This window comes from Devosia sp. Micro-HW1 (genome assembly GCF_056341075.1).
On sequence record NZ_CP094375.1, the window covers coordinates 445,401 to 460,665 of the forward strand.

Genomic DNA, 15,265 nt, shown 5'->3' on the forward strand with positions numbered 1-15,265 from the left:
ATGGAGAGGTGAAGCAAAGGCAGTGCCGGATATGACATTCGAACTCGAAAAAATTCGCGCCGATTTCCCGATCCTCTCGGAACAGATCCACGGCCACCGTCTGGTCTATCTCGACAGCGGCGCGTCGGCGCAGAAGCCGGTGCAGGTCCTCGACCGTATGGATCATGCCTTCCGGCACGAATATGCGAATGTTCACCGGGGCTTGCATACGCTCGCCAACCGCGCCACCGAGGGTTACGAGGCTGGCCGTAAAAGTGTCTGTCGCTTCCTCAATGCCGGCCGCATCGAAGAAATCATCTTCACCAAGTCAGCGACCGAGGCGATCAACCTGGTTGCTTCTTCCTTCGCGGGCCCACGGATCGGGGCAGGGGACGAAATTGTCACCACGATTATGGAGCACCACTCCAATATCGTGCCTTGGCACTTCCACCGCGAGCGCAAGGGTGCGGTGCTGAAATTCATCGACGTCACGGATGACGGCGTGCTCGATCTCGCCGCCTTCGAGGCTTCGCTGACCGATCGTACCCGTATCGTCGCGGTTACACATATGTCCAACGTGCTCGGAACCATCAATCCGATCAAGGACATGATCGCGATTGCTCACGCAAAGGGCATTCCCGTCCTGGTCGATGGCTCGCAGGGCGCCGTGCACACATCGGTGGACGTGCAGGACCTCGATGCCGATTTCTATATCATGACCGGCCACAAGCTCTACGGCCCCACCGGCATCGGCGTGCTCTACGGCAAGTACGAACTCCTTGCCCAAATGCAGCCCTATCAGGGTGGCGGCGAGATGATCGAGACGGTCACGCTGGAAGGCATAACCTATAACGAACCGCCGCACCGCTTCGAGGCAGGCACCCCGCCCATCGTCCAGGCCATGGGCTTGGGCGCAGCGCTCGACTACATCGAGGCCATCGGCCGCGACGCCATTGCCGCTCACGAGCATGACGTCGCCGCCTATGCGCAGGAAAAGCTCAGCCGCATCAATTCCCTGCGCCTGATTGGCACGGCCCCCGGCAAGGGCGGCATCTTCTCATTCGAAATCGCAGGCGCCCACGCACATGACGTCGCGACCATCCTGGATCGCTACGGCATCGCCGTCCGTGCTGGTACCCATTGCGCCCAGCCGCTGCTCAAACGCTTTGGTGTCACCTCTACCTGCCGGGCATCACTCGCCCTATATAACGGCAAGGACGACGTCGACGCGCTGGTGGACGGCATTGAGCGCGCGCAGAAATTTTTCGCCTGAGGAAGGCTGATATGACAGAAGAAGCTATCGATACCCGTATTCAGCCGACGATGCCCACCGGCTTGCCTGATGGGGAAGTTGAGCGGATCACCACGGACCTGATTGGCGCACTCAAGACCGTCTACGATCCCGAAATCCCGGTCGATATCTACGAGCTGGGGTTGATCTACAAGGTGGATCTCGATGACAACCGCAACCTGACGATTGACATGACCCTGACCGCCCCCGGCTGTCCGGTGGCCGGTGAGATGCCCGGCTGGGTGGAAAACGCCGCGCGCGGCGTCGAAGGTATTCAGGACGTCACCGTCAACATGGTGTTCGATCCGCCCTGGGATGCGTCTCGCATGAGCGAAGAGGCTCAAGTCGCGTTGAACTGGTGGTAATGCCGCGCGTTTGCGCCTATATATCGTGAAACGCCGATAAAGGTCGCCTGCCGATGCCTTTCAAGATCATGTCGCTGACGTCAGCCGCTGCTGAGCGCATCACCGAAATCATCGAGGATTCCGACAAGCCTGTTGTGGGTCTGCGTGTCGGCATCAAGAATGCCGGCTGCGCGGGCGTCAGCTACACCATGGACTATGTGGAAACGCCCATGGCCGGCGATGACCATGTCGAAGATCGCGGCGTCAATGTCTGGGTTGATCCCAAGGCCACCATGTACCTGCTCGGTACCGTGATGGATTTTGAAGCCGGCAAAATGGGATCGAGCTTCACCTTCAAGAACCCGAACCAGACCGGCGCCTGTGGCTGCGGCGAAAGCGTCACCCTCGCCCCCGCCGATCTGAAGGCCCTTGCCGAAGCGCGGCAGAGCGTCTGATTGGTCGCGATCTTCCTTCTCCCCTTGGGGGAGAAGGTGTCCAAAGGGCGGATGAGGGGTATCTTCCCGTTGCGGAAAAATTTCCGCTAGTGCATTGATCCGGCATCATGCCGAACACCCTTCCTGCCGCTTACACCATCATCCCGCCCAATCGTTCGCTTACTGGGCGTGTTTCGCCTCCGGGCAGCAAGTCGATCACCAATCGTGCACTGCTTCTGGCCGCGCTGGCCGAAGGCACGAGCCGGCTCACCGGCGCGCTTAAGAGCAAGGACACTGTCCTGATGGCGCGCGCCTTGCGCGAGATGGGTGTGACGGTGGAAGAGCCTGATGCCACGAGCTTCCTCGTCACCAGCACCGGCCGCCTCACGGCACCGAATGCACCGCTTTTTCTCGGCAATGCCGGTACCGCGACTCGTTTTCTGACCGCCGCCGTAGCCACCATCGACGGCACGGTTGTTGTCGATGGCGACGAGGACATGCGCCTGCGCCCCATTCGGCCGCTTGTCGACGCGCTCAATGCCTTGGGTATCGATGCCCAAAGTCCGACCGGCTGTCCGCCGGTGACCATCCGCGGCACCGGGCGGTTCGGCTCGGGTCGCGTCGAAATCGACGCCTCGCTGTCCAGCCAGTACGTGTCCGCCCTGCTGATGGCCGCCCCCTTCGGCGACGGCCCGATCGAAGTGGCTCTGGCCGGCAAGGACATTGGCGCTCGCGGCTATGTCGACCTCACCCTCGCCGCCATGCGCGCCTTCGGGGCCGAAGTCGAGGGCCGCGACGATGGCTCCTGGCTGGTGCAGCCCACCGGCTACAAGGCCACTGACTTCCACATCGAACCCGACGCTTCGGCCGCCACCTATCTGTGGGGCATGGAGGCGCTGACCGGGGGCAGGATCGATCTTGGCGTGCCCACAGACGCCTTCACCCAGCCTGACGCGGCCGCCCAAGCGGTTATAGCGCAATTCCCCAACATGCCCGCGGTGATCGACGGCTCGCAGATGCAGGACGCTGTGCCGACAATTGCGGTGGTCGCGGCCTTCAACAATCGGCCCGTCCGCTTCGTCGGCATTGCCAATCTGCGCGTCAAGGAAACCGACCGCATTCGCGCGGTGGCCAATGAACTCAACCGCATCCGTCCCGGTCTGGCCGTGGAGGAGGGGGATGACCTCATCGTCCACTCCGATCCGGCCCTGGCCGGGCAAACTCTTCCAGCCCGCATCGAGACTTATCACGACCACCGCATCGCCATGAGCTTTGCCCTGGCCGGTCTGCGCGTCGGCGGGGTGACCATTCTTGACCCGGCCTGCACCGGCAAGACCTATCCGGACTATTGGAACATGCTCCAGGGGCTGGGAGTGGAACTGACCCCGTCGAGCTGATCAGGCGGCGGAAACGCCCTTGGCGGGTGCTTCGTCGATCTGCACCAGCTCGTTTTCCCCGACGACGCGGTTGCGGCCGGCGCGCTTTGCCGCATAGAGGCAGAGGTCGGCCCGCTCGATCAGCGACACGGCATTGTCGCCCGGCTGCAGCGTAGCGACGCCGAAGGACGCGGTGATCCGCCCCAGCTTTTCGTTGGTTGAACGCTTGAGCAGTTCCTTGGCCTGGATGGCCTTGCGGATGTTTTCCCCAACGATCAGGCCACCATCGAGGTCGGTCCAGGGCAGGATGGCGACGAACTCTTCGCCACCATAGCGGGCGGCCAGGTCCTTGCCCTTGATGTTGGACTTCAATGTCATCGCCACGAGGCGCAGCACCTGGTCACCGGTCTGGTGGCCATAGGTGTCGTTGAAATTCTTGAAATGGTCGATGTCCAGCAGCAGAAGGCAAACCGGGTGGCCCGACTTCCGGGAGTCGCTGATGGCGTCTTGTAGCCCCTCGTCAAAGCTCTTGCGGTTCGCGATCTTGGTCAGCGGGTCGAGCATGGACTCGCGCCGCACATCGTCAAGGTCGCGCTGCAGGGCGGCAATGTCCTCGCGCGAAGCTTCGAGCTTGGCCTCCAGCTGGCGGTTCGTGTCCTGCATGCGGCGGGTTTCCGCCAGCAGACGCGAGGCCAGGATCTTCATGTCGTCGCCGGTCAGATCACGTTCGAGGTCACCGCTGGCCGATTGCAACGAGCCGGAATAGGCGTTGGCAGTGGTCATCGCGCTGTCGATGGCCTCATGCACCGCCTCGATACGGGCATGCATGCGCTCCGACACGCTCGACATGCGGTCGTTCATGTCGGCTTTGAGAAATTCGTTATAGAGCGTTTCGGCCAGATTGGCAGTCGGCACCGTGCCACTACGGAAAATGGCATTGATACGGTTGTTCAGCGACGGGTTGACGCCCGTCGCATAGGTGTAGAGCAGCTCATAGAATTGCGGATAGGGAGGAATCCCGCTGCGCTTGAGCAAATCAAGCGCTGCGTTGGCATAGCCCAGCGTACGCGTGAATTCTTGGTCCGACACTGCCCACCCCGCGCCCCACTGCGCCCCTGACCGGATCGTTCTATTCTGTATGAGTCGTGGCTTCAAAATACAGCCTCGACGCGACGCAACACAACCTCGACTTCACAAGATTCCGTCTGCAATTAGCCAATAATGCTGACGTTTTTACTGTGAAATCCGGGTTGGACGCAGCAGGAATGCCGGAATTGGCCCCGCATCGCCGAACGGCGAGTCCGTTTCCTTCGATTCGGGCTTGCTGGCGGGGCGCTGCCGGCGGTTCGGCTTGGCCGCCTGTTCTTCCGACACGACTTCCGGTTTGGCCGGCTGCTTGATCTGCGGCTCGGCGGCTTCCGTGGCTGCCTTCGATGCCCGGCCACGGCGTCCGCGGCTCGGCTTTGCTTCGCCACCCTCGGCCGCTTCCTGCCTGACATTCGCCTTTGCAGGCTTGCCGTCGTCCAATTCGATCGGCTTCTGGATCAACTTGAGGATGGCATCGAGATGCTTGGTGTCGGCGGGCGACACCAAAGTATAGGCGACGCCAGAACGACCGGCGCGGCCGGTACGGCCAATGCGATGCACATAGTCTTCGGCGTGCACGGGAACGTCGAAGTTGAACACGTGGCTGACGGCAGGGAATGTCGAGGCCGCGGGCGGCCACGTCACTGGCAACCAGCAGGGTGAGCTTGTTGCCCTTGAAGGCATCCAGCGTTTCCATGCGGCTCTTCTGGTCCATGTCGCCATGCAGAGCGCCGGCGCTGTAGCCGTGACGCTTGAGCGAGTTGGCCAGTGTGGCGACGTCGCGCTTGCGATTGCAGAAGATGATGGCGTTGGTCAGCCCTTCCGAGGCATCGATACGCGCCCGCAGCGCTGCACGCTTTTCCTCGGGCTTGGACGAGACCTTGACCAGCTTCTGGTCAATCGTGTCGGCGGTCGAAGCTGCGCGCGACACCTGCACATGCACCGGATCCTTGAGAAACTTCTTCGTCAGCTTCTCGATCTGGCCGTCCATCGTCGCGGAAAACAGCATGGTCTGCCGACGCGGGGGCAGGCGGCTCACAATCTTTTCGATGTCGTCGATGAAGCCCATGTCGAGCATGCGGTCGGCTTCGTCGATGACGAGGATTTCAACGCCGGTAAGAAGGATCTTGCCGCGATCGAACTGGTCGAGCAGGCGCCCAGGGGTCGCGATCAGCACGTCCACACCGCGGTCGAGTTTTTTGTTCTGGTCTTCGAAGCTGACGCCGCCGATGATCAGGGCCATGGAAAGACGATGGTTCTTGCCATACTTCTCGAAATTCTCGGACACCTGGGCGGCGAGTTCGCGCGTCGGTTCCAGGATCAGCGTGCGCGGCATGCGGGCGCGGGCACGACCGTTCTCCAGCAGAGTCAGCATGGGCAGCACGAAGCTCGCCGTCTTGCCGGTGCCGGTCTGGGCAATGCCGATCAGGTCCTTCTTCTGCAGAAGGTGGGGAATAGCCTGGGCCTGGATTTCAGTCGGCTTGCTATAGCCGGCCTCGGCCACCGCATCGGTGACTTTGCTCGATAGGCCCAGTTCGGAAAATGTGTCGGTCAAGTCGGTCGTTCCACTCAAGGGTGCTGCCCGGTATCACGGCGGGCAGGATTGCCTTGGTCGCGGACCGGTCATTGGAGGTCAACAGGCGCGGCCCAACGGACCGTGCCTGTGTGGGTGCCAACCAATAAACGAATTCCTCAGCACCCTCGGCTCGGGCAGGGCCGGTTCTTGAACACCAGCCACAGGGCCCTGCCGGTTACCCAGGCGCAGCGGCGGCGAAAAAAGCCTGCGCGCACTTGGTACTCTACCGGCGGCGCGGACCATAGCGCAAAGCCCCGGTCTGTCAATGATTTTGGCCGCAATTAGGTTACCGGGCGATCGCTCCGTCGCCCCGTGGTCGTGATTGATCGTCGGCTCACCGAAGCAGCTGCCGTTCCCGGATAGATGATGGAGCCCCGAGACCACTTTCGCCTCTTAGGATTTAGATTGTGAGACGCAAGTCGCCTCGGGGCGTCGGGATTTCCGGCAGGGGGTTTCGCTAGGGCCGGCTTGCGCCGGAATTTCCCATCCCCGGACCCACACCCCGTAACGATTCAGGGTGCTCCCGACTGTCGCCGGACGGTTGATCGTTGCAACCCCATCTCCACCCGGCTGATGGGAGGAGTATGAGGCAGGTTTTGGTGGCGGGGATAAAGTGGTGTGCGGGAGAGATGGATTGCCGGTCAAGCCGGGCAATGACGGCGTGGATGGCGCATAGCGAGTGCGATAATTCCGCGACTGTCACCACCCGACTTGATCGGGTGGTCCATCTTGCCGATGGTTTAACCACCACGAAGCGAGAGGTCGGCGCCGGTTGCGCCGCCGATCAGACGTCCAGGTCGGTCACGAAAGCCGCATTCTCCTGGATGAACTCGAAACGCGCTTCCGGCTTGTTGCCCATGAGGCGGTCAACCGTGGTGCGGGTCACGTCGCGGTCGTCGAGAATTTTCACCTGCAGCAGCGTGCGCGACTTTGGTGACATGGTGGTTTCGCGCAAGTGCGCAAAAGGCATTTCGCCAAGGCCCTTGAAGCGGGTTGTTTCAACCTTGCCCTTGCCGGTGAATTCGGTGGCCATAAGTTCGGCACGGTGCGCGTCGTCTCGGGCGTAGAGCGTCTTGCCGCCCTGGCTGATGCGATAGAGCGGGGGCAAGGCGAGGTAGAGATGCCCGTTCTCGATCAGTCGCGGCATTTCCTGGAAAAAGAAGGTGATCAGCAGCGATGCGATATGGGCGCCGTCCACGTCGGCGTCTGTCATCACGATGATCTTGTCATACCGCAGATCGTCTTCGGCATAGCGGTCCCGCGTGCCGCAGCCGAGCGCCTGGATCAGGTCAGCGATAAGCTGGTTCGCCGCCAGCTTGTCGCGGCTGGCGCCAGCCACGTTGAGGATCTTGCCGCGAAGCGGCAGCACGGCCTGGTTGGAGCGGTTGCGCGCCTGCTTGGCCGAACCGCCTGCCGAGTCGCCTTCCACGATGAAGAGTTCGGCGCCCTGGGCTGCATTCTGCGTACAGTCGGCCAGCTTGCCGGGAAGCCGGAGCTTGCGCGTCGCGCTCGCGCGGTCAATTTCCTTTTCCTTGCGGCGCCTGAGACGCTCTTCGGCGCGGTCGATGGCCCAGTCGAGGAGTTTTCCGGCCTGTTGCGGCGAAGCGGCCAGCCAATGGTCGAAAGCATCACGCAGGGCCGTATCGACGATGCGGGTGGCTTCGCCGGACGCCAGCTTGTCCTTGGTCTGACCAACGAATTCCGGTTCACGGATAAAGACCGAGAGCATGGCCGCACAGCTTGCAAGAACGTCCTCGGCCGTCAGGTTGGCGGCGGCCTTGTTCTTGGTCAGCTCGGCATAGTTCTTGAGGCCGCGCAGCAGCGCCATGCGGAGGCCCGCCTCATGCGTGCCCCCATCGGGCGTCGGCACCGTGTTGCAATAGGATTGCGTGCCGCCATCGCCGATGGTCCAGGCGATCGCCCATTCCACCGCGCCATGGCTTCCTGGCTTGCCGCTCTTGCCCGAGAAGATTTCGTCGGTAATGCGGGTCTCGCCCTCGATCCGGGCGGTCATGTAGTCCTTGAGGCCGTCAGGGTAGTGGAACACGGCCTTGGCCGGCACTTCGTCATTGCTGAGGCTCTCGTCGCAGCTCCAGCGCAGCTCGACGCCGCCGAAGAGATAAGCCTTGGCCCGGGTCATGCGGAAGATGCGGCCGGCCGAGAAATGGGCGGTAGGCCCAAAGATCTGCGGATCGGGATGGAAGCGGGTGGTCGTGCCGCGCCGGTTCTGGACGCGCCCGACATTGACCACGTCCTCGACCACGAGGCCGCGCGAGAACTGGATGCGATAGAGCTGCTGGTCGCGCGCCACTTCCACGATCATGTCATCGGAGAGCGCGTTGACCACCGACACGCCCACGCCATGCAGGCCCCCTGAGGTTTCATAGGCCTTGGAGTCGAACTTGCCGCCGGCATGCAGCACGGTGTGGACGATTTCGAGCGTCGAGCGATTGGGGAATTTCGGGTGCTTTTCGACCGGGATGCCCCGGCCGTTGTCAGTAACCGTGATGTATCCGTCGGCGCCCAGGTGTACCTCGATCCGCGTGGCGTGACCGGCAATGGCCTCGTCCATGGAATTGTCGATCACCTCGGCAAACAGGTGATGGTAGGCGTTGATGTCGGTGCCGCCGATATACATGCCCGGACGTCGCCGGACAGGCTCGAGACCCTCAAGGATTTCGATGTCCGATGCGCCGTAGGCTTCCGGCGTGGCCGCAGCGGTCCGCGCCGCCGGCTTTACCGGCGTCGGTTCCTTTTTCGGTTCCGGTGTGGGGTCGGCGCTTCCAAAGAGATCTGACATGCACTTTCCAACAAGGTTCGGCCCGAATCGGGCTGGTCCAACAGGTAACATATAGCAAGCATTTCCACGGGATCCGGCCGCCATTCCAATTCCCACAGGAAGGCGGTCATGTGGCCGTCAAGCGGAACGGGTGATGAACCTTGCGGTAAATGCCAGCCGTCCCGCAGTCTCCATATAGGAACAGTTTCGTCCCAAGATAGGGCGGCGGGTTTACCTCTCGTTTCCGTCTTGGGAGCACTTTTTTAAGTGCGTCCTGATAGACCAGTGGACATACGGTTTTTGTCTGGAGTTGCCGTATGAGTGCCGCACCACCGGGTATTGCGTATCAATCGGTTAAGGTCGGCGCAGCGCCTACAGGATATTGGCCGACTGCCGGATTTGTAAGTATTGCGTACCGGCTGGCCAGTTTCCGCATTTCGCGTCTTGGTGCCCTGATCGGCGTCTGCCTCCTGTTCTATTTTGCCTGACCTGACTTGCGCTGCCCCGGCAGCGCGGTTAGGTATTGGCATTCGCCAATGGTCCACACGAATAGGGAGGGCTGCATGACTGTTTTTCAGACGCATCGTTCCCGTGGACCCGTCCATGCCCTGCGGCACGAGCTGCAGGGCTGACCAGCCCGGTCCGGCGTAACCTTACCGTTCCCGATCCTCTGGTTTGCCCTTCATGGCGCCTTGGCCACTGCCAGGCGCTGGTTAGATGGCAATGGCGTCTGTAAAGTCGACGCCGATCCAGTGAGCGACGAATATGGGCACGATCAGCCTCAAGAATGCCGGCCACCGCGCAGGCGACCTTCTCTTCTCCAATCTCAATCTTGTCATTGCCGATGGCGACCGTGTCGGCCTTGTGGCGCCCAATGGTCGTGGCAAGACCACGCTGCTGCGCGCCATGGCGGGCCAAACCGAGCTCAGCGAGGGCGACATCACGCGTTCACGCGGCCTCACCATCGGCTATGTCCCGCAGGAAGTGCCGGAAGATGCCCTCAAGCAGACCCTGACGGCTTTCGTGGCCTCAGCGCTTGATGTGGCAACGCTCGATGCCGAGGGCTGGCGGGTGGATGTTGTCCTCGATGAGATGGCGATACCGGCCGAATTTCGCGACAAGCGCCTGGCTGAACTCAGCGGTGGCTGGCAGCGCATGGCCCTCCTGGCACGCAGTTGGGTGACGCAGCCCGACGCATTGCTGATGGACGAGCCGACCAATCACCTCGATCTCGGGCGCATCCTGATGCTCGAGGAATGGCTCGGCTATGCGGCCCGCAACCTGCCGGTGATCATTGCCAGTCACGACCGGGCCTTTCTCGACGCGACCACCAACCGCACCCTGTTCCTGCGGCCCAGCGAGCAGGTCTATCTGCCTTTGGCATACTCGGACGCCCGGACCGAGCTCGATCAGATCGATGCTGCCGCCGAGGCCCAGCGCGAAAAGGAGTTGAAATACGCCACCCAGTTGCGCAAGCAGGCGGCGAAACTCACCAATGTTGGCATCAATTCCGGCAGTGACCTGCTTGTCGTAAAATCCAAGCAATTGCGGGATCGTGCCGAGAAGATCGAGACCCAGGTCCATGAGGTCCACAAGGAGCGCACTGGGCTCGTCAAACTGGGCAATAGTGGCGCTGAAGCCAGGGTGATGATGGCCTTTGAGAATGTGCCCGTGGCAACGCCAGACGGCAGGCCGCTGTTCATGGTCGAGAAGCTCCATATTTTCCAGGGCGACCGGATCGTGCTGCTGGGCCGCAATGGCACCGGCAAATCGCAGTTCATGCGTGTGGTCACCGAAGCCCTGGCTGGCAACGTCCCGGGCGGCATGCGGATCAGCCCTCAGCTGGCGCCCGGCTATCTCGATCAGGCACTTGCATGGCTGCCGCTCGATCCGTCACCGCTCGACTACCTCCTGCATCGCTTCGACGAAGGCGACCGCCGCACGATTGCCCTGCTCGCGGGGGCAGGCTTCCTGCCGGATCGCCAGTCGAAACCCATCCGCACCATGTCACTCGGCCAGCGGGCTCGGCTAGCACTCCTGGCCCTGCGCCTTGAAAAGCCGAACTTCTATCTGCTCGACGAGCCGACCAACCATCTGGACATTCCCGGCCAGGAGCAGCTCGAGGATGACATCAGGGAGCAGGGGGCCACGACCATTCTTGTCACCCACGATCGCGCCTTTCTGCGCGCCATCGGCACGCGCTTCCTGCTGATCGATCGCAGGAAGCTGGTTGAGGTCGATGGGCCGGAGGAATTCCTGGCTGCCCAGGCAAGCCTGGATCGTTAGGCGCGCTTCAGCCGGGCAGTGGATGCCTCTGCCCGGTTCTTGCCTGCTGCTTTTGCGCGGTAGAGCGCGCGGTCCGCGAGGACCTGCATGTCGTCGAGCGTTTCGCTGCCCTGCTGGCAGTGAAGGCCGATGCTGATCGTCAAAGGGTAACCTGCCGGTAGCCCTTCGATACGCTGCGCGCTGAGTTGGCCGGCCAAATGTCTGGCAATGGCTTCGAGCCCAATCAGGGTAGCCTTGCGATAAAACAGCGCGAACTCCTCGCCACCCATCCGGCCGGCACAGTCGGCCTCGCCGTGGCGCGAAAGCGTCGTCGCAACGGCGGCGATCACCCGGTCGCCCACCCCGTGGCCGTACAGGTCATTGACCTGCTTGAAATCGTCTATGTCGGCGACGAGCAGGGCTGCACCTGTCCCAGGCTGCTCCAGGACCTTGCTGACTGCAGCCTCGAAGCCCCGGCGGTTGAACAGTCCGGTCAGCGAGTCTTGGTTGGCCTCGTTTCTTAAGTGCGCCACGATGTCTTAAACCAGCGAAAACACGAACAGCGCCACGATCGTGATCGCCAGGAGCGGCGTGATGCCCGCCACGGAACCCCAATACGGCGACCGGTCGACGCCGCCGTCGGTGTTGAGCGTGAGGCCGCCCGTCAGCAGCAGCGTGGGACGGGCCATAGCCAGCATGGTTCCGAGGCTGACACCCATGGCAAAGAGCCGGTCCGCGAGGTTATTTATCCCCGCTGCCGCGAGCCCCGCCAAGGTGATCAGGGTGATCAGCGCAAAGCTGGCGCTCATCAGGTAGATACGGGCGAGCGTCGAGGGCTGCACCCACGAGAAATAGAGAAATCCCGCCAATGCGCCCATGCTGATCGCGAAGAACGCATGGACGGGCATTTTCGCCTTCACGCGGACCAGGGCGCTGATGCAGGCCAGCAGCGCGGCGCCATAGAACAGAGCATTGCCCGCATAGTTGATGCTGCCTGGGCTCGTGAACAGCGGCCATTCCTGGGAGATAAAACCGAGTCCCAGATAAAGGAAGGCAATACTGAGCGGAAAGAAATGGGCCTGGCTCGGCCAGCGATGCCAAAGCAGGGCGACCAGTCCTGAAAATGACAGCGCCAGGATGGGGTTCAGCAGCGAAAGATAAAATTCAGCCGACATGCCGGCCCCCCGTCCTGTAGGCGGGAATTTAAGTGGGCAGGGGATAAGCAAACCTTAATTCGCGCCGGGCAGAACGCCCGGCGCGAAAACAATATCGTTTCCAATCAAGTCTTTGGCTGGTGATTAGTGGTGGTGGCGATGCTCCGGCATGGATTCCAGGTCGCCCATGGACCACAGCGTCACCGCATGCACATGGCCATTCTCGTCGCGCATGAAATCGAGGCTCGCCATGCCCACCGCGACGGGCTTGGCGCCGAGGCCCAGGAAGCCGCCCACATCCACGATCACCTGAGCGCTCGGCCCGCTGCCATGCAGGTGAGAAACCTTGCCGATCTCCTGGTTGTCGGCACCGTAGATCGTGGCCCCGATCAGGTTCTGCTCCACCAGTTCATGTTCCATCAGGGGCATGTGGTTTGAATGGTCGAGCGTAGGGCTGTGATGCCCCTCTATATCGCTGCGGCCGGTCTGGAGGTTGGGCATGTCGTGTTCAAGCCGTTCCAGCGCCATAGTCACACGGAGCGCAACGCGCGGATCATATTCATGATCTGGCGGCGTGCGCTCGTAGTTCTGCAGCTCTTCGGTTGTAATCCCTGCCTCGGCGGCAAACTGGTCCGGATCGAGGCCGAGCGAAAGCCGGCGATTGTGGTCGCCTTTGGGCTGGTAGGGAGAGTTGGACGTGTAGTGGGTCATGGCTTTCCTCCATCTTCGAGAGGAAGACGCGCTATCGGCCCAATTGGTTCACGCAGCCGGCTCCACCGGCGATCACATCTGCGCAAACAAAAAGGCCGCCCGAAGGCGGCCTTTTCAGATCGTTTGGTGCTCCACCTTAGTGGTGGTGCTCCTCCGGAACTTCGTCCTCGTCAGCCTGGATCAGCTTGGCGAGTTCGTCGCGGGTCATCTTCTGGTCGGTGACATCGCCCAGCGCGATGATGTGATCGACGACCTTGTTCTCGAAGATCGGGGCGCGGAGGCTGGCCAGCGCCTGCGGGTTCTTGCGGTAATAGTCGTAGACCTGCTGTTCCTGGCCGGGGAAGCGGCGGACTTCAGCGATCAGCGCCTGCTGATGCTCTTCGTCGCTCACCTGCACTTCGTTGGTGTTGCCGATTTCGGCAACGACCAGGCCCAGGCGAACGCGACGCTCGGCGATCCGCTGGTACTGTTCCTTGGCGGCTTCCTCGGTGGTGCCTTCGTCTTCGAAGGACCGGCCGTGGTGCTCGATCTCGTGCACGACGCGCTGCCAGATGGTGTTGAATTCGGCTTCAACCAGCTGGGCAGGAACGTCGAACTTGTGGCCATCGTCGAGAGCGTCCAGAACCTGGCGCTTCATGTGCTGACGGCCCATCGAGGCGAGAGCGGCTTCCATCTGCTCGCGGACGGCCTTGCGCAGGGCAGCGACGTCTTCGAGGCCCAGGCGCTTGGCGAAGTCGTCGTCCAGTTCGCCGGCATTCGGGCCGTCGACATGCAGCACGGTAACGTCGAACACGGCGTCCTTACCGGCGAGCTCGGCGCTCTGGTAATCCTTGGGGAAGGTCACCTTGACTTCGCGGGTCTCGCCCTTCTTGGCGCCAACCAGCTGCTCTTCGAAGCCGGGGATGAATTCGCCGTTGCCCACCGTCAGGTGAGCGTGGTCGGACGAGCCGCCGTCGAATTCCTTGCCGTCGATCTTGCCGACGAAGGAAAGGCCGAGATAGTCGCCGTTCTCGACGACGCCGTCGTCACCCTTGCTGGTGTAGCCACGGTTCTGTGCGAATACGCGGTTCACTTCGGCGTCGACTTCGTCTTCGGTGACTTCGATGACGGGCTTGTTGAGCTTGACGCCCTTGATGTCCATCAGCGTGACGGCCGGCAGAATTTCGTACTCGACTTCAAAAGCCAGGTCCGACTTGCCATCCAGCACGTCATTGATGACGCCCTGGTCCTGCGGCAGGTCAACCTTGGGCTGGGCTGCGGCGCGTTCCTTGCGCTCGTCGAGCGTGTCGGAAACGGTGGCGTTGATCGCGTCGGTCATGACTTCCGACATGGCAGAGCGACCATAGACCTTCTTCAGGTGTGCGGTCGGCACCTTGCCGGGGCGGAAGCCCTTGATATTGGCCTGGCCCTTGAGCTCTTCGAGCTTTGCGTCGAGGCGGGTGTTGAGGTCCGCGGCCGGAATCGTCACGCTGAGCTTGCGCTTGAGGCCTTCGTTGAGGGTTTCGGTAACCTGCATGGGGTCTTATCCCGTCTTGTTCAATCTCGTTCGGCCGAGGCCGCTATGGTGCGGGTGAGAGGACTCGAACCTCCACGCCTTGCGGCGCTGGAACCTAAATCCAGTGCGTCTACCAATTCCGCCACACCCGCAAGGGTCCCCGTCGGCCGGGTTGGCGATGCATCTATATGAAGAGTGTAAGCCAGTCAAAGCCTAGCTTGGCGATTTGGCCGGAATGAAGAAGACCTTTTCAATATGGCCGTCCTCAACCTCAAAAATGACCGCCGTTTCCATTGGCTCGGGTCCGAGCCCATGGATCAGTTCACGGTCGATGACCTTGTTGCCGAATGCGATGCGATTGAGGAGGTCAGCGCGCAGCCCCTCATGCACGAAGCGGTTGGTCGCATAATGCTCAGCAAAGGCCACCTTGCCGTCAAGCAGCAGCATCATGTCGGGCAAGCGGTAGCACTGGACCGTCTCTGAAAAGACGGTGAGGAATTTCTCCAGGTTCCGCTCATTATAGGCGTCGAGCTGGAACTGGACACATTCGACTGGCGTCATTTTGGTCACTCTCGGTTCCTGTCACGCGTGAAGGACGCCTACCGAGTGGTTTGCAGGCGGTCAAGAAGCGCCGTCTCGCCGTCTCCCTGTGTGTGATGAGATTTTGTTCAAAAGCCTCCGCATTAAGCGATCCTCGCTCAGACTAGGTGCACAAAAAATAGACGCGATGCACGCGAACTAGTCGTGCGACCGCAAGTCTGGCTGATGCCTGCTG

Annotated in this window: 12 protein-coding genes, 1 tRNA gene and 1 pseudogene; 5 read left to right on the forward strand and 9 right to left on the reverse strand. The window is 61.7% G+C overall.

The annotated features are described in order from the left end of the window. Window positions 1-31 precede the first annotated feature (31 nt). The 4 genes from MQW79_RS02040 (at window position 32) to aroA (ending at window position 3,445) form a co-directional block, all read left to right on the forward strand. Entirely contained in the window at window positions 32-1,252 is a 1,221-nt protein-coding gene (locus MQW79_RS02040) for a cysteine desulfurase (RefSeq protein ID WP_476586534.1), read from the forward strand. Between the two features lie 11 nt (window positions 1,253-1,263). Further along, window positions 1,264-1,635, forward strand: coding sequence for an SUF system Fe-S cluster assembly protein (locus MQW79_RS02045; RefSeq protein ID WP_476586536.1), 372 nt, complete (start codon window positions 1,264-1,266; stop codon window positions 1,633-1,635). 53 nt (window positions 1,636-1,688) lie between these two features. Then, window positions 1,689-2,069, forward strand: a complete 381-nt coding sequence (locus MQW79_RS02050; RefSeq protein WP_476586537.1) for a HesB/IscA family protein — start codon at window positions 1,689-1,691, stop codon at window positions 2,067-2,069. Between the two features lie 107 nt (window positions 2,070-2,176). Beyond that, window positions 2,177-3,445: a 3-phosphoshikimate 1-carboxyvinyltransferase gene (gene aroA / locus MQW79_RS02055; RefSeq protein WP_476586538.1), complete on the forward strand. Its 1,269-nt coding sequence runs from the start codon at window positions 2,177-2,179 to the stop codon at window positions 3,443-3,445. Here the strand turns inward: aroA and MQW79_RS02060 are convergent, their stop codons facing one another. The 3 genes and pseudogenes from MQW79_RS02060 to parE all read right to left on the reverse strand — a co-directional run bounded on the left by MQW79_RS02060 (window position 3,446) and on the right by parE (window position 8,886). Continuing rightward, window positions 3,446-4,513, reverse strand: a complete 1,068-nt coding sequence (locus tag MQW79_RS02060; RefSeq protein WP_476586540.1) for a GGDEF domain-containing protein — start codon at window positions 4,511-4,513, stop codon at window positions 3,446-3,448. 144 nt (window positions 4,514-4,657) lie between these two features. Next, window positions 4,658-6,065: pseudogene (locus MQW79_RS02065) on the reverse strand (DEAD/DEAH box helicase). An 805-nt stretch (window positions 6,066-6,870) separates the two neighbouring features. Next, window positions 6,871-8,886 (reverse strand): DNA topoisomerase IV subunit B, encoded by a 2,016-nt coding sequence (parE, locus tag MQW79_RS02070; RefSeq protein WP_476586541.1) that lies wholly within the window; start codon window positions 8,884-8,886, stop codon window positions 6,871-6,873. 744 nt (window positions 8,887-9,630) lie between these two features. Here parE and MQW79_RS02075 point away from each other — a divergent pair. Then, a complete protein-coding gene (locus MQW79_RS02075; RefSeq protein WP_476586543.1) occupies window positions 9,631-11,151 on the forward strand; it encodes an ABC-F family ATP-binding cassette domain-containing protein in 1,521 nt (506 codons plus the stop codon). Here MQW79_RS02075 and MQW79_RS02080 read toward each other — a convergent pair. The 6 genes from MQW79_RS02080 to MQW79_RS02105 form a co-directional block, all read right to left on the reverse strand. Beyond that, window positions 11,148-11,663 (reverse strand): GGDEF domain-containing protein, encoded by a 516-nt coding sequence (locus MQW79_RS02080; RefSeq protein ID WP_476586544.1) that lies wholly within the window; start codon window positions 11,661-11,663, stop codon window positions 11,148-11,150. The two genes, MQW79_RS02075 and MQW79_RS02080, sit on opposite strands and share 4 nt — an antisense overlap. 6 nt (window positions 11,664-11,669) lie before the next feature. Further along, window positions 11,670-12,305, reverse strand: coding sequence for a hypothetical protein (locus MQW79_RS02085; RefSeq protein ID WP_476586546.1), 636 nt, complete (start codon window positions 12,303-12,305; stop codon window positions 11,670-11,672). 123 nt (window positions 12,306-12,428) lie between these two features. Then, the gene (locus MQW79_RS02090; RefSeq protein WP_476588168.1) at window positions 12,429-12,785 is read right to left on the reverse strand and encodes a PRC-barrel domain-containing protein; all 357 of its coding nucleotides are present in this window, start codon (window positions 12,783-12,785) and stop codon (window positions 12,429-12,431) included. A gap of 346 nt (window positions 12,786-13,131) precedes the next feature. After that, entirely contained in the window at window positions 13,132-14,511 is a 1,380-nt protein-coding gene (gene tig, locus MQW79_RS02095) for a trigger factor (RefSeq protein ID WP_476586547.1), read from the reverse strand. Window positions 14,512-14,557: 46 nt separating this feature from the next. Further along, window positions 14,558-14,642 (reverse strand) — tRNA-Leu (locus tag MQW79_RS02100). A 61-nt stretch (window positions 14,643-14,703) separates the two neighbouring features. Next, window positions 14,704-15,051 (reverse strand): nuclear transport factor 2 family protein, encoded by a 348-nt coding sequence (locus MQW79_RS02105; RefSeq protein ID WP_476588169.1) that lies wholly within the window; start codon window positions 15,049-15,051, stop codon window positions 14,704-14,706. Window positions 15,052-15,265 lie beyond the last annotated feature (214 nt).

What these genes read in the sequence shown, in the direction of transcription:
- MQW79_RS02040 (WP_476586534.1), top strand. Translation starts at nt 32, where the DNA reads ATGACATTCGAACTCGAAAAAATTCGCGCCGATTTCCCGATCCTCTCG.
- MQW79_RS02045 (WP_476586536.1), top strand. Translation starts at nt 1,264, where the DNA reads ATGACAGAAGAAGCTATCGATACCCGTATTCAGCCGACGATGCCCACC.
- MQW79_RS02050 (WP_476586537.1), top strand. Translation starts at nt 1,689, where the DNA reads ATGCCTTTCAAGATCATGTCGCTGACGTCAGCCGCTGCTGAGCGCATC.
- aroA (WP_476586538.1), top strand. Translation starts at nt 2,177, where the DNA reads ATGCCGAACACCCTTCCTGCCGCTTACACCATCATCCCGCCCAATCGT.
- parE (WP_476586541.1), bottom strand. Translation starts at nt 8,886, where the DNA reads ATGTCAGATCTCTTTGGAAGCGCCGACCCCACACCGGAACCGAAAAAG.
- MQW79_RS02075 (WP_476586543.1), top strand. Translation starts at nt 9,631, where the DNA reads ATGGGCACGATCAGCCTCAAGAATGCCGGCCACCGCGCAGGCGACCTT.
- MQW79_RS02085 (WP_476586546.1), bottom strand. Translation starts at nt 12,305, where the DNA reads ATGTCGGCTGAATTTTATCTTTCGCTGCTGAACCCCATCCTGGCGCTG.
- MQW79_RS02090 (WP_476588168.1), bottom strand. Translation starts at nt 12,785, where the DNA reads ATGCCCAACCTCCAGACCGGCCGCAGCGATATAGAGGGGCATCACAGC.
- tig (WP_476586547.1), bottom strand. Translation starts at nt 14,511, where the DNA reads ATGCAGGTTACCGAAACCCTCAACGAAGGCCTCAAGCGCAAGCTCAGC.
- MQW79_RS02105 (WP_476588169.1), bottom strand. Translation starts at nt 15,051, where the DNA reads ATGACGCCAGTCGAATGTGTCCAGTTCCAGCTCGACGCCTATAATGAG.